The following is a 17,222-nucleotide window of genomic DNA, read 5'->3' as shown; positions in this document are numbered from 1 at the left end:
CCGTCACGTCGACGTGACTCTTGCTCCCGAGCGCGCGCCCTCCACCCTCGACCCACCGCCCCACCTAGCCTGCTCCTATGACCACACCCGGCTCACCCCACGAGACCAGCGTCGTCAAGGCGCAGACGGCCCCGGATGCGCGGGACCCTCGCAAGCCGGAGGGACTCAAACCGGTTCTCGGCCCAGCCTGGCGGTACATCCTGACGCGCGCCATTCGCGAGTTCCTCCGCGACAAGAGCACGGTGCTCGCCGCCGCGCTCACGTTCTACATGCTGCTGGGGGTCTTCCCCGCGCTGTTGGCGCTCATGTCGGTCATCGGCCTCTTCGGGCTGACGGAGGAGGCGGTGTCGTTCATCGATGAGATGTCGACCTACCTGACCGATCCGTCCTTCGCGGAGACGCTGCGGAACACGGTCGAGCAGCTCGGCGAGTCCAGCGGCGCGGGCACTGCGTTCGTGGTCGGTCTGCTCGGTGCCCTCTGGTCGGCGTCCGGGTACGTGAACTGCTTCTCGCACGCCATGAACACGGTCTACGAGATCGACGAGGGTCGCCCGTTCTGGAAGCTCCGCCCGATCATGATGATCTGGACGATCGTCCTCCTCGTGCTCATGCTGCTGATCTTCGGGATCCTGGCGCTGTCCGGACCCGTAGCCGCTGCGGTCGGCGGCCTCATCGGCCTCGGCGACGCATCGCTCGCGGTCTGGAGCTTCGCCCGCTGGCCCATCGTCCTCGCTGTCGTGATCGTGATGATCGCGGTGCTCTTCTACGGAACGCCCAACGTGAGGCTGCCGAAGTTCAAGTGGATGACGCTCGGCGCGTTCATCGCCCTCTTCGTGACGGTCGTCGCAAGCGGCGGGTTCTTCTTCTACGTCGCGAACTTCAGCAGCTACGAGCGGCTGTACGGCAGCGTCGCCGGAGTCATCATCGCGCTGCTCTGGCTGTGGATCGTCAACCTCGCTCTGCTCTTCGGCGCGCAGTGCGACGCTGAGATCGAGCGGGTGCGGGAGCTGCGCGGGGGCATCGAGGCTGAGCAGAGCATCCAGCTGCCGCCGCGCGACACGAAGGCGAGCGCGAAGAGGCTCGAGCAGATCGACAGGGACATCGCGAAGGGTCGCGAGCTGCGAAACGGTGTCGGGCTCGACTGAGCGTCTCCGCGCCGGGATGCCCACCCCGGGGTGACGGTGCGCGCGCGGCGGAGGGAACCCGCTGGGAGACGCCCGACACGGCACCCTGCGCACGCCTCAGCCGCACAGAGGTCCGCGACCTAGAATCGTGTGGTGCCCATCACTCGCACGCTCATCGACACCGCCGCCCGCTGGCCGAGCCGTACTGCGCTGGCCGGCGACGGCGAGCGCCTCAGCTACAGCGAGCTGTCCCGCTCCTGCGCCCAGGTCCGGGCAGGCGTCGAGACGCTGCTCGGCTCGTCGGAGCCCATCGCGAGCGGCGCGTCCGCCGCCGAGACCGCCGGCGTGCCGATCGTCGCGCTCTCCCTGTCGCGCGCCTTCGACGCCGCGCGCCTTCTGACGGGAGTCCTCAGCTTCCGCGCCGTCGCCGCCGTGCTCGACCCGCACTGGCCGCTCGAGCACCGACTCGAGATCCTGCGCCGCGTCGAACCGGCGCTCATCATCACCGACGACCCGGAGTTCGCCGAGCAGCTCGACGCCGCAGCCTGGGGTGCGACGGTGACGTCGCTGGCGTCGTTCGACCTGGCCGCCGCGGAAGCGCTCGCCAGACGAGGCGAGGCGGCGCCTGGCCCCGAGGTCAGGCCGCGTGACGAGCCCTTCCTGGTGCTCTTCACGTCGGGCACCACCGACCTCCCCAAAGGGTTCCTGCGCACGCGCGGCAGCTGGGACCACAACGTCGGCATCAGCCGACGGTACCTCGGCACCGCCGACGGCCGCTCGACGATCGCGCCTGGCCCACTCTCCTACAGCCTCACGCTGTACGCGCTTGTCGAGGTGCTCGGGACGGGTGGTTCGCTCCACCTGCAGAGCGGGTTCGATGCGCGAGCGGCTTCGCGCACCATCGCGGAGGAGCGCATCGAGCGTTTCGTCGGTGTACCCGCCATGCTGCTCGCCCTCCTCCAAGCAGCACGCCGGAGCGAGCAGTCGCTCGCTTCGCTCGTCGAGGTCATCACGGGCGGAGCCAACCAGCCGGAGCACATCCGCAGCGGCTTCGAAGAGGCCGTCCCGACCGCCCACCTGCGCAGCTACTACGGAGCCTCGGAGATCGGGTTCATCGGGTACAGCGACGAGGGCGACGGCACGAACCTCGCCCCCTTCGCTGGCGTCGAGGTGAGTGTCCGCGATGAAGCCGGGGGCGAGGTGCCAGCTGGCGAGACCGGCACGCTGCACATCCGCGTGGGGTCAGCCGTCGAGCGATACCTTGCGGCGACAAGCGCAGACCGCATCACGGACGCCGAGGGGTGGGCGAGCGTCAACGACCTCGCGTCGTTCGAGGACGGGCGCATCCAGCTGCTCGGCCGCGCCGGTGACGTGGCCGTCTCCGGCGGGCACAAGGTGTCGCTCCCCCAGGTCGAGCGCGCGCTCGCCTCGCTGCCCGGCTGCGAGCAGTGCTGCGCCGTCGCGCTGCCGGACGACGGCCTCGGATCGCTCGTGGCGGTGGTGATCGAGGGCGATCCGGATGCACTCCCCACCAAGGCGCAGATGCTCGGCCACCTGAGGGCACGGCTCGCGCCCCAGTTCGTGCCGCACCGCCTGTACCGCGTGCAGCTCCTGCCGCGCACCGCCGGCGGGAAGATCCGCCGCGCGGCGGCTCTCGAGCTCGTCACCTCCGGTGATGCGGACCGCCTGTGAGGCGCGCGGTCGTCACCGCCGTCGGCGCGGTCACCCCGAACGGGCTCGACGCCGCCAGCACCTGGGCGTCGCTGCTCGCGGGGCGCAGCGGCATCCGACGGATCGAGAGCATCGACGTCGCCGACCTCACCGTGCGCGTCGCGGGCGAGGTCCACGGCTTCATCGCAGCCGACCACCTCCCCAAGCGGGACGTCGCCCGCCTCGATCGGCACGCGCACTACGCTGTGGCCGCCGCCGACGAAGCCATGCGCTCGACGGGCATCACGCCAGGCTCGCTGCCGTTCGACTCGACCAGGTTCGCTGTGACCATCGCGACCGGCTCCGGTCCCGTCTCACTCACTCAGGACGCCGCGCGCATCCTCGACAGCTCCGGGCCTCGCCGCGTGCCACCAGGCGTCGTCGTGTACGGCGGCCCGGACGCAGCCGCCGCCTACCTCAGCGAGCGCTACGGCGCGCGCGGCGCCACCGCCGGGCTCTCCGCGACCTGCGCGAGCGGCACCGTCGCCCTCGGAGAGGCCATGCGCACCATCAGGCACGGGTACGCCGACGCCGTGCTCGTCGTCGCGGCCGACGACTGCCTGAACCGCGTCAATCTCGCTGTCAACGCAACCCTCGGCGCCCTCGCGATCGGGCACGAGGATGCGCCGCACACCGCGAGCAGACCCTTCGACCGCGCGCGCCACGGGTTCGTCATGTCAGCGGGTGCTGCAGCGCTGCTCGTCGAATCGGAGGAGAGCGCGATCGCGCGGGGCGCCGAGATCCTCGGCGAGGTCGCCGGCTACGGCGCCACGTCAGACGCATACCACCCGACGGCGCCCCGCCCGGACGGCAGCGGCGCCCTCGCGGCGATGCGCTCGGCTCTGGACGACGCAAGGCTTGACGCGAGCGAGCTCGAGCACGTCAACGCGCACGGAACGAGCACGCCGCTCAACGACGCCATGGAGACGTCCGCGCTGCGCGAGCTCCTCGGCTCACGTCTTGGCGAGGTTCCCGTGACCGCGAACAAGTCCGCCACGGGCCACCTGCTCGGCGCCGCGGGGGCCCTCGAGGCGGTCATCTCGCTGCTCACGATGCGCGACTCCGTGATCCCGCCGACCCTCAACCTCGATGACCCGGAGTTCCCGGACCTGGACGTCGTCCCGCACGAGGCCCGCCCAGCGCGCATCCGCACCGTGCTGTCGAACTCGTTCGGCTTCGGCGGGCACAACGCGTCACTGCTGCTGCGCGAGTTCAGCGCCTGACCACCGCGCCAAGCCCACGGCTCCACTCCCCGCCGCCCGCGACGGCCACCCGCCCTCTCGTCCGCCCGCGAACGCTCGCCCGCTCGCCCTCTCGCCCGCTCGCCCCCGAACGCTGCCAGCCAACTGGCCCGAATGACGCCCCGAGAAGGGCACATCGACTGGCGGTGATCGCCTCAGCGAAGGCCGCCTGGGACATTTGCCTGGCAGCGATCCGCGACGGTGAACCTGCTCATTAGAAGGCCGGCGGCACGTCCAGCGACTCGAGCGTCTCCCGAACCTTATCGCTCGTGAACGCCTTCTCGAGTGCGGTGATCTCCGGAGTGCCGAGCTTGTCCTCGCGCGTCACGAGCGTCACTGCGAACTGCTCATCCTGCTCGACCGCGAGGCCGTTGTCGACGGGCGTCAGCCCGAGCTGTCGCGCGAACGACGGCAGGTTGAAGACCGCGTCTGCCTCCTCGTAGGCCGTGTTGAGCTGCAGCAGATCGACCTGCGTGATGGCCAGCTCGCGCGGGTTCTCGGTGATGTCCGCCACCTTGGCCGTGAATCGTTCGACTCCTTCATCGAGGGTGATGATGCCGCCATCGGCAAGCAGCTGCAGCGCGCGTCCCGCGTTCGCGCTGTCGTTGGGGATCACGACGCTGCCACCCTGCGGCAGCTCGTCGAGCGAGCCCAACGTCTTGGAGTAGAACGCGACGACCGTCGAGTAGATCGGCGTGACGCCCGCGAGCGACGCGTCGTTCTTGGTGTTGAACTCCTCCATGAACGGCACGAACTGCACGAAGTTCGCGTCGATCTCGCCGTTCTCGACGAGCACGTTCGGCTGCACGTAGTCGGAGACGGGAACGAGTTCGATCTCGTAGCCGTCCTCGATGGCCTCGGCCGCCGCTTCGACGACATCCGTCATGGGCGTCACGGTGGCGGCGACCTTGATGGTGACGACATCGCCACCGCCGCTCGCCCCATCGGCGGTCGGCGCGCATCCCGCGGTGAGGAGGGCGAGGGATCCGACGGCGAGCGCCGCCCCGATCGTGCGGAGTCGAAGTGTCATAGCTGGTGGTTCCTTTTCGGTGCGTTCGCGGGGTGGATGCAGGGGAGAGATGCGCTCAGCGGCGGTCGAGCGCCACCGAGAGCCGGTGGCCACCGGTCTGCAGCAGCTGAACGCACACGATGACGATCAAGATCGTCGTGTACATGAGCGGGTAGTCGTACTCCTGGTAGCCGTAGCGCAGAGCGAAATCGCCGAGGCCGCCGCCGCCGACGACGCCGAGCACCGTCGAGTACGAGAGCAGGCTGATCGCTGCGGAGGTGAGCGCGTAGACGAGCCCGCTGCGCGCTTCGACGAAGAGGAACCGGGTGACGATCTGCCCGGTGTCGGCCCCCATCGACCTTGCCGCGTGCAGGACGCCGGACGGCACCTCGAGCAGGATCTGCTCGACGAGCCGCGCGTAGATTGCGACACCGACGAAGCACAACGGGAACGTGGCCGCCTGCGTACCGAACGTCGTGCCGAACACGAGGCGCGTGAGTGGGATGAGGAAGACGACGAAGAGCAGGAACGGGAACGAGCGCACGACGGTCACGTAGAGGTTCGCTGCCCGCCAGATGACGCGGTTCTCGCGCACTCCGCCGGGGCGCGTCAGGAAGATGACCACGCCGAGCGGCAGCCCGAGCACGATCGCGGCGGCCAGGGAGAAGACGAGCATGTACCCCGTCTCGCCGAGCGCCTGCCAGATGGCGTCGGCGTTGGCTGTGAGAGAGGTCACGATGCTGTCGACGAGCTCCATCACGATCCGAGCACCCGCTTGGCGTGCTCGACGTACGAGCCGCGGTCGTCCCGAGCGCTGTGCTCGACCGCCACGATGCCCTGCAAGTGGCCCCTGTCGAGGATCGCGGCCCGGTCGCAGATCGCTTTCACCGCGGCGAGCTCGTGCGTGACGAGCGCGATGGTCGTACCGAAGTCGTCCCTGGTCGAGGCGAGCAGTCGCAGGATGTCGCTTGTCGTGCGCTCGTCGAGCGCGGAGGTGGGTTCATCGCAGAGCAGCAGCGGGGGCCTCGTCACGAGGGCGCGCGCGATGGCGACGCGCTGCTTCTGTCCGCCTGAGAGCTGCGCCGGGTAATCCCCGCCACGGTCGCCGAGCCCCACGTAGTCGAGCAGCTCGTCGACGAAGGCCGGATCGCGGCGATGCTGCAGCCGAAGCGGAAGCTCCACATTCTGCCAAGCCGTGCGATTCGCGAGCAGGTTGAAGCTCTGGAAGACCATGCCGATGCGGCGGCGCAGAGCCCGACGCTCTCGTTCGCGCATCGCAGACGGGTCGGCGCCCTCAATGAGCACTCGGCCCTCGCTCGGCGTCTCGTCGGCGTCGAGCAGCCGCAGCAGTGTCGACTTTCCCGCGCCCGACTCCCCCACGATGCCGATGATCTCGCCGCGGCGGATCTCGAGGTCGATGCTGTCGAGCGCTGGCACACCCGCTCCGTATCGCACCGTGACGCGTTCGAGAGCAGCCACGGGGCCGGGGTCTGACATGCACACTCCATCGTTTCTGGATTCTGTACAACTATACGCGCCCGGTGCTCGCCGTGCCGATCAAGCGGAGACACTCGCGATCGAGCGTCCGCCCTCGACTCGGGATGGCTTCCTCGCTTCCGGATGGGTTGCAGCCCATCCCGAGGCGCGCAACCCATCCCGAGACCACGGGTCGTGAGCCCGCCCGCGGCTGGCGCGGAGAACGAGCGCACAGCGAAGCGGGGTGCATCCGGAAGACTCCGGATGCACCCCGCTCGGGATCAGCGCGGCCGCGCGGCGACGCGCTCGGCCTCGGATCGAGTGGCTAGACCTCGACGACCGGCACGGCCGTCGTGATGACGCCGCGCGTCGCGAGCGCGTCGATGACGCGGCCCTTCGCGCCCTCTGCCGACTTCGCGAAGATCGCGAGGTGCGCGATCTCCTTCGCCTGCTCGAGCGTGACGCGCTTGAGTGCCGCGCGGACCTCGACGAACGCGGGCGGCGCCATCGAGAGGGAGCGAACGCCGAGCCCGACGAGCACGATCGCGAGGTTCGGGTCGGCCGCGGCCTCCCCGCACACGCCGACATTCTTCTGGTGGTGCTCGCCAGCGTCACCGATGCGCTCGATGAGTCGCAGCACGGCCGGGTGCCACGGGTCCTGGAACGCCGCGACGCTGCCCAGCAGGCGGTCCGCGGCCAGCGTGTACTGCGTCAGGTCGTTGGTGCCGACGGAGACGAAGTCGCTGGTCTCGAGGATCTGCTCGGCGAGGAGTGCCGCCGAGGGAACCTCGATCATGCTTCCCGCGGTCATGAGGCCGTACTCGCGGGCGAGCGACGTGAAGTGCTCGCTCTCGTGCGCGTCGGAGACCATCGGGGCCATGACCCAGACCTTCGCCTCGGTCGCGGCCTGCGCGTTGGCGAGCGCCTGGAGCTGGTCGCGGAGGATCTGCTCCTTCTTCATGAGCACGCGGATGCCGCGGAGCCCGAGAGCCGGGTTCGGCTCGTCGGCCTCGGTGAGGAACGCGAGGGGCTTGTCCGCCCCGGCGTCGAGGACGCGCACGACGACCTTCTTGCCCGGGAAGTGGGCAAGTGCGGCCGTGTAGTCGGCCGTCTGCTTCTCGACCGTCGGGGCGGTGTCGCTGTCGAGGAAGAGGAACTCGGTGCGGAAGAGGCCGACGCCCTCTGCGCCGAGTGCAGCTGCACGCTCCGCGTCGGCCGGCTTGCCGATGTTCGCGAGGATCTGCACGGGTGTGCCGTCTGCGAGCTCGCCGGGCTCGACTGGGGCCGCCTTCATCGCCGCGACGCGGTCGATCTCGGCCTGCGCCTCAGCGATGCGCTCCGCGCTGGGCTCGGTGATGACCTGCCCCTTGGCGGCGTCGACGACGATCGTCATGCCGTCGAGCAGGCTGTCGGCCTCCTTGACGGCGACGACGGCGGGGAGGCCCTTCTCGGCCGCGAGGATGCCCGTGTGCGCCTTCGGGCTGCCGTCGCGCGTGACGAGTGCGAGCACCTTCGACAGGTCGAGCTTCGCCGTGTCGGCCGGCGCGAGGTCGTGCGCGACGAGGATGAACGGGGTGTCGCTCGAGGGGACCTCGGGGGCGGGGACGCCGCGGAGCAGGGCGATGACGCGCTGCGAGACGTCGCCGAGGTCGGTGGCGCGCTCAGCGAGGTAGCCGCCGAGGCTCTTCAGCATCTCGGCGAAGGAGGAGAAGGACTCGAATACAGCGCGCTCGGCGGTCTTGCCGGCTTCGGTGGCCGACTTGATGCTGTCTGCAAGCGACGGGTCCGCAGCCATCATGGCCTGCGACTCGAGCACGTTCTTCGCGGCGCCGTCGACCGTCGCCGCGCGAGCGGTGAGGGCCTCGCCGGTTTCACGGAGTGCCTCGATCGCTCGCTCGTACTCGGTCGCGGCGTCGCCGGTGGCGCGCTCGTCGGCCGGCTCGGGGAGCGGATCAGGCATGCGCAGGACTTCACCGAAAGCGACGCCGGTCCCGACGCCAAACCCCGTGTATTTCATAGCAACTCCTTCGTGCTGGTAACTCAGACAGCGTATCGGCACAGCAACGTAGGCTTCGACCGTGACCGAGCAAAACTCAGGCAAGAGTTCGCGCAGTTCCACGTTCGCGCCGCCGTTTCCGAAGTTCCCCCCGGAGGCGCCGTTCGGCGAGCGCATGAAAGCGCTGATCGCCTGGGCTCAAGCTACTCGCCCTGCCCGAGTCTTCGCTCATTTCGGGGCAAGAAGCGCCTCGGTACTCGCCGGCGGCATGGCGTATTCCGCTATCTTCTCCATCTTCGCGGGTATCTGGCTCCTCTTCTCTGTAGCGGGCATCTTCCTCGCGACCAGTCCGGAGCTGCGCGACGGGCTCATCGGAGTGCTCAATTCCTCGCTTCCGGGCCTGATCGGGGAAGACGGCGCCATCGACCCGAGCCTGCTCGAAAACACCGGCGCATTCGGCTGGGCGAGCGCCATCGCGCTGGTCGGTACCCTCGGCACCGCGCTCGGCTGGCTCGCCCAGGCGCGCACGGGCATCCGCACGATCTTCGACGTACCCGTCGCCACGAAGCGCAACTTCGTCGTGCAGAAGCTCATCGACCTGGGCTTCCTCCTGGCGTTCGCGATCGCGCTCGCCATCTCGGCGGCGCTCACCGTGCTCTCCTCCACGTTCCTGTCGTCGCTGCTCGAGACCGTGGGCATCGATGAGTCGAGCGGCTTCGCGCTGGTCGTCATCCGCATCGTCACGGTGCTGATCCTGCTCGCGTTCGACACCGTCGTTCTCGCCGGTATCCTGCGCATCCTCGCCGGCCTGCGCATCCCGACCCGTTCCCTGTTCTTCGCCGCATTCCTCGGGGCGATCATCATCGGCATCCTGAAGCAGATCTCGACCGCGCTCATCGGCGGCGCGACGAGCAACCCGCTCGTCGCCTCCTTCGCCGTCCTCCTGGGCCTCATGATCTTCCTCAACCTGCTCTGCACGGTGCTGCTGCTCACCGCCTCGTGGGTCAAGGTGACGATGGATGACATCGGAGCGTCTCCGAGGCTCCTCACCGCGAAGGAAGCCAGGGAGGAGTCGACCGACACCATCCTGCGCGCCGAGCGTCAGAAGATCGCGACCGAGGTCATCGAGGCGAGGGAGCGCCTCAACGCGGCGCCGCGCTTCTTCCGCTGGAAGGCGATGGCCGAGTACCGCTCCCTGCTGCGCGAGCAGCGTCGCGTCGAGGCCGAGGCCCAGCGTCGCCGCTTCGAGGGCGGACGGGTCTAGCGTCGGTCGCAGCGACGGCGCCCGGGACCCCGTGTCGGTGGTCGCGTCTAGACTCGAACCCATGCCAAAGACCATTCGCATCGCGTCAGTGAACGTCAACGGAGTCCGTGCCGCCTACAAGAAGGGCATGGGCGAGTGGCTCGCTGAGCGCGACGTCGACATCCTCGCGCTGCAGGAGGTGCGTGCACCCACCGAGGAGCTGCACAAGCTCATCGACACGGCCGACTGGGAGCTGCACGACCACCTGGCCACCGCGAAGGGGCGAGCCGGTGTCGCGATCGCGTCGCGCATCCCGATCCGCGAGGTCCGCACCGACCTCGGGGCGGACGACTTCGACTCGGCCGGCCGCTGGCTCGAGGCCGACTTCGACATCGACGGCACTCCGCTGACCGTCGTGAGCTGCTACGTGAACTCGGGTGAGGCAGACACGCCGAAGCAGGACGAGAAGTGGAAGTTCCTCGACGCCATGAGCGCGAGACTCCCCGAGCTGCAGGCGCACAGCGCGCACTCGCTCGTCGTCGGCGACCTCAATGTCGGGCACACGAAGCTCGACATCAAGAACTGGAAGGGCAACGTGAAGCGAGCAGGCTTCCTGCCGCGCGAGCGCGCGTACTTCGACCGCATCTTCGGGGAGAGCGGTGCCAGCGTCGAGGGTGCGGACGGCTCCACCGGCACCGGGCTCGGCTTCGTGGATGTGGGCCGCCGCCTCTCCGGCGAGGTCGAGGGCCCGTACACGTGGTGGTCGCAGCGCGGCCAGGCCTTCGACAACGACACGGGCTGGCGCATCGACTACCACGTCGCCACCCCTCACCTCGCGCAGCGGGCCGCCACCTACGCCGTCGACCGTGCGGCGAGCTACGACACTCGCTGGTCGGACCACGCGCCCGTCGTCGTCGACTACACGTTCTGAAGCACCTTCCCACTCGCGTCACCAACCGCACGACCCCGAGGAACAACAGATGACCAAGCCCGTGCTCTTCTCCGGCATGCAGCCCTCAGCCGACTCGCTCCACCTCGGCAATTTCGTGGGCGCGCTCAGCAACTGGGTGCCCATGCAGGAGGACCACACGGCCATCTACTGCGTCGTCGACCAGCACGCCATCACGGTGCCGTTCGAGCCGGCGTCTCTGCTCGAGCGCACCCGGGTGACGGCGGCGCAGTACATCGCGGCCGGGATCGACCCCGAGCGCTCGATCCTCTTCGTGCAGTCGGCCGTTCCCGCGCACGCGCAGCTGCAATGGGTGCTCTCCACGATCACCGGCTTCGGCGAGGCCAGCCGCATGACGCAGTTCAAGGACAAGTCGCAGCGCTACGGCACCGACACGACCACCGTCGGCCTCTTCACCTACCCCGTCCTCATGGCTGCCGACATCCTGCTCTACCAGGCAGCCTCCGTGCCGGTCGGTGAAGACCAGCGCCAGCACATCGAGCTGACGCGCAACCTCGCCGAGCGCTTCAACTCTCGTTTCGGAGAGACCTTCGTCGTGCCGGAACCGCACATCATGAAGGAAACCGCGAAGGTCTACGACCTGCAGAACCCGACCGCGAAGATGTCCAAGTCGGCCGAGTCCGACGCCGGACTCCTGCGGCTCCTCGACGACGAGAAGGTCACGCGCAAGAAGATCATGCGCGCCGTGACCGACGCCGACGGCGAGATCCGCTTCGACCGCGAGGCCAAGCCCGGCGTCTCCAACCTCCTCACGATCGCCTCCGTCCTCTCCGGATCGACGATCGACGACGTCGCCGCCCAATACGCTGGTGGTGGGTACGGCGACCTGAAGAAGGGCCTCGCAGAGCTGGTCGAGTCGACCTTCGCGCCCATCCGCGAGCGCACCAACGAGCTCCTCGCCGACCCGGCCGAGCTCGACCGCATCCTCGCCCGAGGCGCTGAGCGCGCCAACGAACTCGCGCTCAGCACGCTCGATCAGGTCTACGAGCGGGTCGGGTTCCCGAAGCCGATCCGCTGAGTCTCCGCACCGCCGGGTCGCTGCATCAGGGCGCTCTGCACAGCTCACGAGATCGCATCATTTCCGGCTCCTCCCCGCGCTAGGATGACGCAATGCCCGAAACGCTCGTCATCATCCCCACCTACAACGAACGCGAGAACGTCCGCTCCATCGTGGACCGCGTTCTTGGTGCCGACTCGCGCATCCATGTGCTGGTCGTCGACGACAACAGCCCGGACGGCACCGGCGAGATGGCCGACGAGATGGCCGCGGCGGATGAGCGCGTCAGCGTGCTGCATCGCGCAGGCAAGCTCGGGCTGGGCACCGCCTACCTCGAGGGCTTCGCCATCGCAGCCGAGCGCGGGTACACCTACGTGTTCGAGTTCGACGCCGACGGATCGCACCCGCCGGAGCGGCTGCCCGAGATGATCGATGCGCTCGACGCCGGCGCTGGCCTCGTCATCGGCACCAGGTGGATGCCGGGCGGACGCACCGAGAACTGGCCACTGCAGCGCCAGATCCTCTCCCGGGGAGCGTCGATCTACGCGCGCGTGCTGCTGCAGAGCAAGATCCGCGACATCACGGCCGGGTACCGCGGCTACCGCGTCGCCCTCCTTCAGGGCTTCGACCTCACCCGCATCAAGAGCGCCGGGTACTGCTTCCAGATCGAGATGGCCTGGCTCTTCGAACGATCCGGCATCCGCGTGAGCGAGGTGCCGATCACGTTCGTCGAACGCCAGGAAGGCGCCTCCAAGATGTCGAGCGACATCATCGTCGAGGCAGTCTGGCGCGTCTTCGCGTGGGGCCTCGGCTACCGACTCGGCGCATTCTCGCGTCTAGCCGCTCGGTAGAACGAAAGCTATTCCATGAGCGATTCCCCAGCGTCCATCACCTTCGAGGCGGAGACCTCGATCCCCACCAGGCACGGCGTGCTGCGCTTCCGTGCCTACACCGATGACGCCAACGGCCAGCTGCACCTCGCGATTATCTCCGGCGAGCCGGAGAACGGTGCCATCGTGCGAGTGCATTCCGAGTGCCTCACCGGGGAAGCCTTCGGCTCGCTGAAGTGCGAGTGCGGGCCACAGCTCGACGCTTCCCTCGAGGCCATCGGCAGAGACGGTGGCATCGTGCTGTACCTGCGCGGCCACGAGGGTCGAGGCATCGGCCTCCTCAACAAGCTCCGCGCCTACGCCCTCCAGGAGCAGGGGCTCGACACCGTGGATGCGAACCTCGCGCTTGGCCTGCCCGCCGACAGTCGCGCCTACACGGCCGCCGCGCAGATGCTCGACGACCTCGAGATCTCCCGCATCCGCCTGCTCACGAACAACCCAGCGAAGGCTGAGGCGCTCGAAGCCCACGGCATCACCGTCGAGGAGCGCGTGCCCCTCGAGGTCGGTCGCGAGGACGCGAACCTGGCCTACCTCACGACCAAGGTCCAGCGCATGGGGCACATCATGAGCGAGCTCCCACAGCTTCCGGGTGACGACGCCGCGAGCTGACCTGCGCCACGCCGTCGCGTCCGGGTGGCCGCGCGCTGGGTAGGGGGCCAGCGAACGCGACGAATGCGGTGTAACCTCTTCTCGGCCGGAAGCCACAAGCATCCGGTCGAACTCGCGTCAGCAGACCTGCAATCAACCGGGCCGGGCGCGTTCCATCCACCGCTGCTCTGAGTTCCTGCACCGCGCAACCCGCACCGAAACCGCGTCTCACCAGCGAGCCAGCTGTCTCAGGAGCAACGTGTCATCCCCCAGCAAGACCACGCCAGGTGCATCGGCCGAGGAGTTCGAGGTCAAGAACTCCCGCGGGAAGGTCCTCACCGCGAGCCTCGTCGGAACTTCCATCGAGTTCTACGACTTCTACATCTACGCGACGGCGGCGAGCCTCGTCTTCCCCGCTCTCTTCTTCCCGAACGACAACGAGACGACGGCGCTGCTCGCCTCGTTCGCCGTCTTCGGTGTCGCGTTCATCGCGCGCCCCATCGGCTCCATCCTCTTCGGCCACTTCGGTGACCGCATCGGCCGCAAGGGCACCCTCGTGGCGACGCTCCTCACCATGGGTATCGCGACCTTCGCGATCGGCCTCCTCCCAACGGCGCTCACGCCGGGCTGGGAGATCCTCGCGCCGACGCTGCTCGTCATCATGCGCTTCTGCCAGGGCCTCGGGCTCGGCGGCGAGTGGAGTGGCGCCGCCCTCCTCGCCACCGAGAACGCACCGGCGGGCAAGCGCGCCATCTACGGCACGTTCCCGCAGCTCGGCGCCCCGATCGGCTTTATCCTCGGCAACCTGCTCTTCGTGCTGCTCTCGCACTTCATGAGCGACGAGACGTTCTTCGCGTGGGGCTGGCGCGTGCCGTTCCTCCTCAGCGCGATCCTCGTCATCGTGGGCCTCTGGGTGCGCATCAGCCTCATGGAGACGCCCGCGTTCGAGAAGGTCGTCCAGGCCGGCGAGGTCTCCAAGGTCCCGCTCTTCGCCGCGTTCAAGAGCAGCTGGCGCCAGATCATCCTCGGCACGTTCATCATGCTCGCCACCTACGTGCTCTTCTACATGATGACGGCGTTCACGCTGTCGTTCGGCACCAAGGCAACGCGCGAGCAGGCTGCCGCGAAGGCGGCCGAAGCCGGGGAGCCCTTCGACCCGAGCACGTGGGTGCCGGGGCTCGGGTACCAGCGCGAGACGTTCCTCATCATGCTCATCGTGTCCGTCGTGTTCTTCGGCATCTTCACGCTCGTCTCCGGCCCGTTGGCCGAGAAGTACGGGCGCCGCAAGATGCTGCTCTGGACAACCGGCGCGATCTTCGTCTTCGGCTTCGCGATGACGCCGCTCATCGGCCTGCACGAGTTCTTCGGCCCGCAGGCGATGCTCATCATCGGCATGACCCTCATGGGCCTCACCTTCGGCCCCATGAGCGCCGTCCTCCCCGAGCTGTTCCCCGCCAACGTGCGCTACACGGGCAGCGCGATCGCCTACAACCTGTCGAGCGTGTTCGGCGCCGGCTTCGCACCCACCGTCTTCATCGCCCTCTGGGCGTTCGGCGACGGCAGCCCGTTCTGGGTCGGCGTGTACCTCGCCGGTGCGGCCGTGCTGACCTTCGGTGCGCTCCTGCTCTCCAAGGAGACCCGCGACATCGCCTACGTGACCAACACGAAGTAGCTCTCGCACCTCGCCGACGGGGCCGCGCATCCATTGCGGATGCACGGCCCCGTCCTCGTCGCTCGCCCGCGCTCGGCCAGGCGAGCCGTTACAGGTCGCGCCGGGTACCCTTGGCGGGTGCGCGCACACGACTGCGCGCCATCGGCGTGCGCGCACTTCAGCGCGCTGCGGGCGAAAGGCCAGGAGTTTGGGCGACAAGACAGTGAGTTCAGCATCGGTCGGCGGCGAGGACACGACGCAGAAGAAGCGGGGTGGCTTCCTCGGGCGTCCACCTCGCGAGGCATCCGGTGCGCCGAGGGCCACGTTCAAGCAGCTCCTCCCCCACCTGCTCGTGAACAAGCCGCTCCTCGCCGGCATCATCGCGATCAGCATCTTCAGCTCGGCGTTGAGCCTCGCGCAGCCGCTGCTCGTCAACGTGCTCATCGGGCAGGTCGAGGTCGGCACGATCGCCGCCTGGGTCGTCTGGGTGCTTGTCGGCGCTGTTGTCCTCGGTGCGATCGCGAACGGCGTCCAGCACTTCCTGCTGCAGCGCACTGGCGAGTCGATCGTCCTCAACACCCGCCGTCGTCTCGTCGCGAAGCTGCTGCGACTGCCCGTCGCGGAGTTCGACGCCCGCCGAACGGGTGACCTCGTGTCGCGCGTCGGCAGCGACACCACGATGCTCCGTGCCGTGCTCACGCAGGGTCTCGTCGAGGCCATCGGCGGTGCGCTCACCTTCATCGGTGCCGTCATCGCCATGATCGTGCTCGACGGCGTGCTCTTCCTCATCACCTTCGCCGTCGTCGTCCTCGCGCTCCTGCTCGTCGTCGGCATGTCGATGCGCATCCGCGAGGCCAGCGCCGCGGCACAGCAGAAGGTGGGTGACCTCACCGCATCCGTCGAGCGGGCCATCTCCTCCGTCCGCACCGTGCGGGCGTTCGGGGCGACCGAGCGCGAGGAGCGCCTCGTCGACGCCGACGCCGTCGGGGCGTACCAGCGCGGCCTCGACGTGGCCCGCATCTCGGCGTTCATCGTGCCCGTCGCGGGCTTCGCCATGCAGGGCGCGCTCATCGCGGTGCTCGGCGTCGGCGGGCTCCGCGTCGCCGCCGGCGACCTCAGCATCGCCAACCTCATCGCCTTCATCATGTTCCTGTTCATGATGATCATGCCCCTCGGCCTGTTCTTCGGCGCCCTCACGGCCGTCAATACAGCGCTCGGCGCCCTGGGCCGCATCGAGGAGATCATCGCCATTCCTGAAGAGGGGTCAGGCGACCGAACCGAGGCCCCGCTTGTTGTCCTCGAAGGGCCGGCGAACGAGCACGGGGCTCCGGATGCGCCCGCCGTCGAGTTCGACGCGGTCTCCTTCCACTACCCAGAGGACGTCGTGCGCGCCCGCGCCGCCCGCGAGCGTGCCGCCGCGAGACTCGAGACGATCCGCCGCGAGGCCTCACGCGGCGGCATGGCAGCGGCCATGACGGGCGCCGCATCCGATCCCGACGCCCGGCTCTTCGCCGAGGACGGCGCGCAGGCACGAGTCGAGGCGCCCCTCGTGCTCGACGGCGTCAGCTTCGCGCTGCGTCGCGGTGAGCGTCTCGCCCTCGTCGGCCCCTCAGGCTCCGGCAAGTCCACAGCCCTCGCCCTGCTGGAGCGCTTCTACGACCCGACGGGCGGAAACATCCGCCTCGGCGGCGTCGATCTGAGGTCCATCGACCGGCAGCAGCTGCGCGCGCAGCTCGGCTACGTGCAGCAGGATGCGCCGGTCCTCGCCGGCTCCCTGCGAGAGAACCTGCTCCTCGGGCGGCCGGACGCCGACGACGTCGCCTGCGAGCAGGTGCTGCGCGAGGTGAACCTCGGCGACGTGCTCGACCGCAGCGACGACCGCCTCGACACCCAGGTCGGCGAATCAGGCGTCATGCTCTCCGGGGGCGAGCGGCAGCGCCTCGCCATCGCGCGCGCGCTGCTCTCAGCCCCGCCCATCCTGCTGCTCGACGAGTCGACATCCGCCCTCGATGGGGCCAACGAGCGACTCATGCGCGACGCGCTCGACAAGGCGTCCGAAGGCCGAAGCGTCATCGTCATCGCCCACCGCCTCTCGACCGTCGTCGACAGCGACGAGATCGTCGTCCTCGAGCACGGCCAGGTGCTCGGCCGCGGCAAGCACCTCGAGCTCGTCGACACCGTGCCGCTCTATCGCGAGCTCGCGCAGCACCAGCTGCTGCTCCCCCGCTGACTCCGCGGCGGCCCGCGCCTTCGCCCCCTCGGCCACGCCCACGCCCACGGTTCCGGGATGGAAAAGTCGCTCCGTGCTGGGAAACTTTCCAGCACGA

General features: G+C 68.9%; 14 protein-coding genes. 10 read left to right on the top strand and 4 right to left on the bottom strand.

The genetic code is table 11. The annotated features are described in order from the left end of the window. The first annotated feature begins 77 nt into the window (after positions 1 to 77). The 3 genes from ABVF28_RS04955 (at position 78) to ABVF28_RS04945 (ending at position 4,057) form a co-directional block, all read left to right on the top strand. Positions 78 to 1,145, top strand: a complete 1,068-nt coding sequence (locus ABVF28_RS04955) for a YihY/virulence factor BrkB family protein (RefSeq protein ID WP_371029687.1) — start codon at positions 78 to 80, stop codon at positions 1,143 to 1,145. Between the two features lie 132 nt (positions 1,146 to 1,277). After that, positions 1,278 to 2,816, top strand: a complete 1,539-nt coding sequence (locus ABVF28_RS04950; protein WP_371029686.1) for a class I adenylate-forming enzyme family protein — start codon at positions 1,278 to 1,280, stop codon at positions 2,814 to 2,816. After that, positions 2,813 to 4,057 carry a beta-ketoacyl synthase gene (locus tag ABVF28_RS04945; protein ID WP_371029685.1) on the top strand — a complete coding sequence of 415 codons (1,245 nt, stop codon included), beginning with the start codon at positions 2,813 to 2,815 and terminating at the stop codon, positions 4,055 to 4,057. The genes ABVF28_RS04950 and ABVF28_RS04945 overlap by 4 nt, the downstream gene beginning before the upstream one ends. A gap of 232 nt (positions 4,058 to 4,289) precedes the next feature. Here ABVF28_RS04945 and ABVF28_RS04940 read toward each other — a convergent pair whose 3' ends face one another. From ABVF28_RS04940 to ptsP, 4 genes are all read right to left on the bottom strand, one after another. Continuing rightward, positions 4,290 to 5,105, bottom strand: a complete 816-nt coding sequence (locus tag ABVF28_RS04940) for a MetQ/NlpA family ABC transporter substrate-binding protein (RefSeq protein WP_371029684.1) — start codon at positions 5,103 to 5,105, stop codon at positions 4,290 to 4,292. A 55-nt stretch (positions 5,106 to 5,160) separates the two neighbouring features. Continuing rightward, on the bottom strand, positions 5,161 to 5,820 hold the full coding sequence (locus ABVF28_RS04935; RefSeq protein ID WP_371029683.1) for a methionine ABC transporter permease: 660 nt from the start codon (positions 5,818 to 5,820) through the stop codon (positions 5,161 to 5,163). A gap of 20 nt (positions 5,821 to 5,840) precedes the next feature. Beyond that, positions 5,841 to 6,581: a methionine ABC transporter ATP-binding protein gene (locus ABVF28_RS04930; RefSeq protein ID WP_371029682.1), complete on the bottom strand. Its 741-nt coding sequence runs from the start codon at positions 6,579 to 6,581 to the stop codon at positions 5,841 to 5,843. A gap of 304 nt (positions 6,582 to 6,885) precedes the next feature. Beyond that, positions 6,886 to 8,577 (bottom strand): phosphoenolpyruvate--protein phosphotransferase, encoded by a 1,692-nt coding sequence (gene ptsP, locus ABVF28_RS04925; RefSeq protein WP_371029681.1) that lies wholly within the window; start codon positions 8,575 to 8,577, stop codon positions 6,886 to 6,888. A 154-nt stretch (positions 8,578 to 8,731) separates the two neighbouring features. On the opposite strand from ptsP, the gene ABVF28_RS04920 reads away from it, so the two are divergent. The 7 genes from ABVF28_RS04920 (at position 8,732) to ABVF28_RS04890 (ending at position 17,125) form a co-directional block, all read left to right on the top strand. Next, positions 8,732 to 9,820 (top strand): YihY/virulence factor BrkB family protein, encoded by a 1,089-nt coding sequence (locus ABVF28_RS04920; RefSeq protein ID WP_371029740.1) that lies wholly within the window; start codon positions 8,732 to 8,734, stop codon positions 9,818 to 9,820. Positions 9,821 to 9,881: 61 nt separating this feature from the next. Beyond that, positions 9,882 to 10,730, top strand: a complete 849-nt coding sequence (locus ABVF28_RS04915; RefSeq protein ID WP_371029680.1) for an exodeoxyribonuclease III — start codon at positions 9,882 to 9,884, stop codon at positions 10,728 to 10,730. A 49-nt stretch (positions 10,731 to 10,779) separates the two neighbouring features. Beyond that, a complete protein-coding gene (gene trpS / locus ABVF28_RS04910) occupies positions 10,780 to 11,787 on the top strand; it encodes a tryptophan--tRNA ligase (RefSeq protein WP_371029679.1) in 1,008 nt (335 codons plus the stop codon). Between the two features lie 92 nt (positions 11,788 to 11,879). Beyond that, a complete protein-coding gene (locus ABVF28_RS04905) occupies positions 11,880 to 12,617 on the top strand; it encodes a polyprenol monophosphomannose synthase (protein WP_104252191.1) in 738 nt (245 codons plus the stop codon). Between the two features lie 15 nt (positions 12,618 to 12,632). Further along, the gene (gene ribA, locus ABVF28_RS04900; RefSeq protein ID WP_151424117.1) at positions 12,633 to 13,265 is read left to right on the top strand and encodes a GTP cyclohydrolase II; all 633 of its coding nucleotides are present in this window, start codon (positions 12,633 to 12,635) and stop codon (positions 13,263 to 13,265) included. A gap of 238 nt (positions 13,266 to 13,503) precedes the next feature. Next, a complete protein-coding gene (locus ABVF28_RS04895) occupies positions 13,504 to 14,916 on the top strand; it encodes an MFS transporter (protein WP_104312855.1) in 1,413 nt (470 codons plus the stop codon). Positions 14,917 to 15,118: 202 nt separating this feature from the next. Further along, positions 15,119 to 17,125, top strand: coding sequence for an ABC transporter ATP-binding protein (locus tag ABVF28_RS04890; RefSeq protein WP_371029678.1), 2,007 nt, complete (start codon positions 15,119 to 15,121; stop codon positions 17,123 to 17,125). The last annotated feature ends 97 nt before the right edge of the window (positions 17,126 to 17,222 follow it).

It is taken from the genome of Pseudoclavibacter sp. JSM 162008, assembly GCF_041366455.1.
Classification (GTDB): domain Bacteria; phylum Actinomycetota; class Actinomycetes; order Actinomycetales; family Microbacteriaceae; genus Pseudoclavibacter.
Note: the sequence above shows the minus strand (reverse complement) of the source record. Positions and strands in the feature narration are given on the sequence as shown.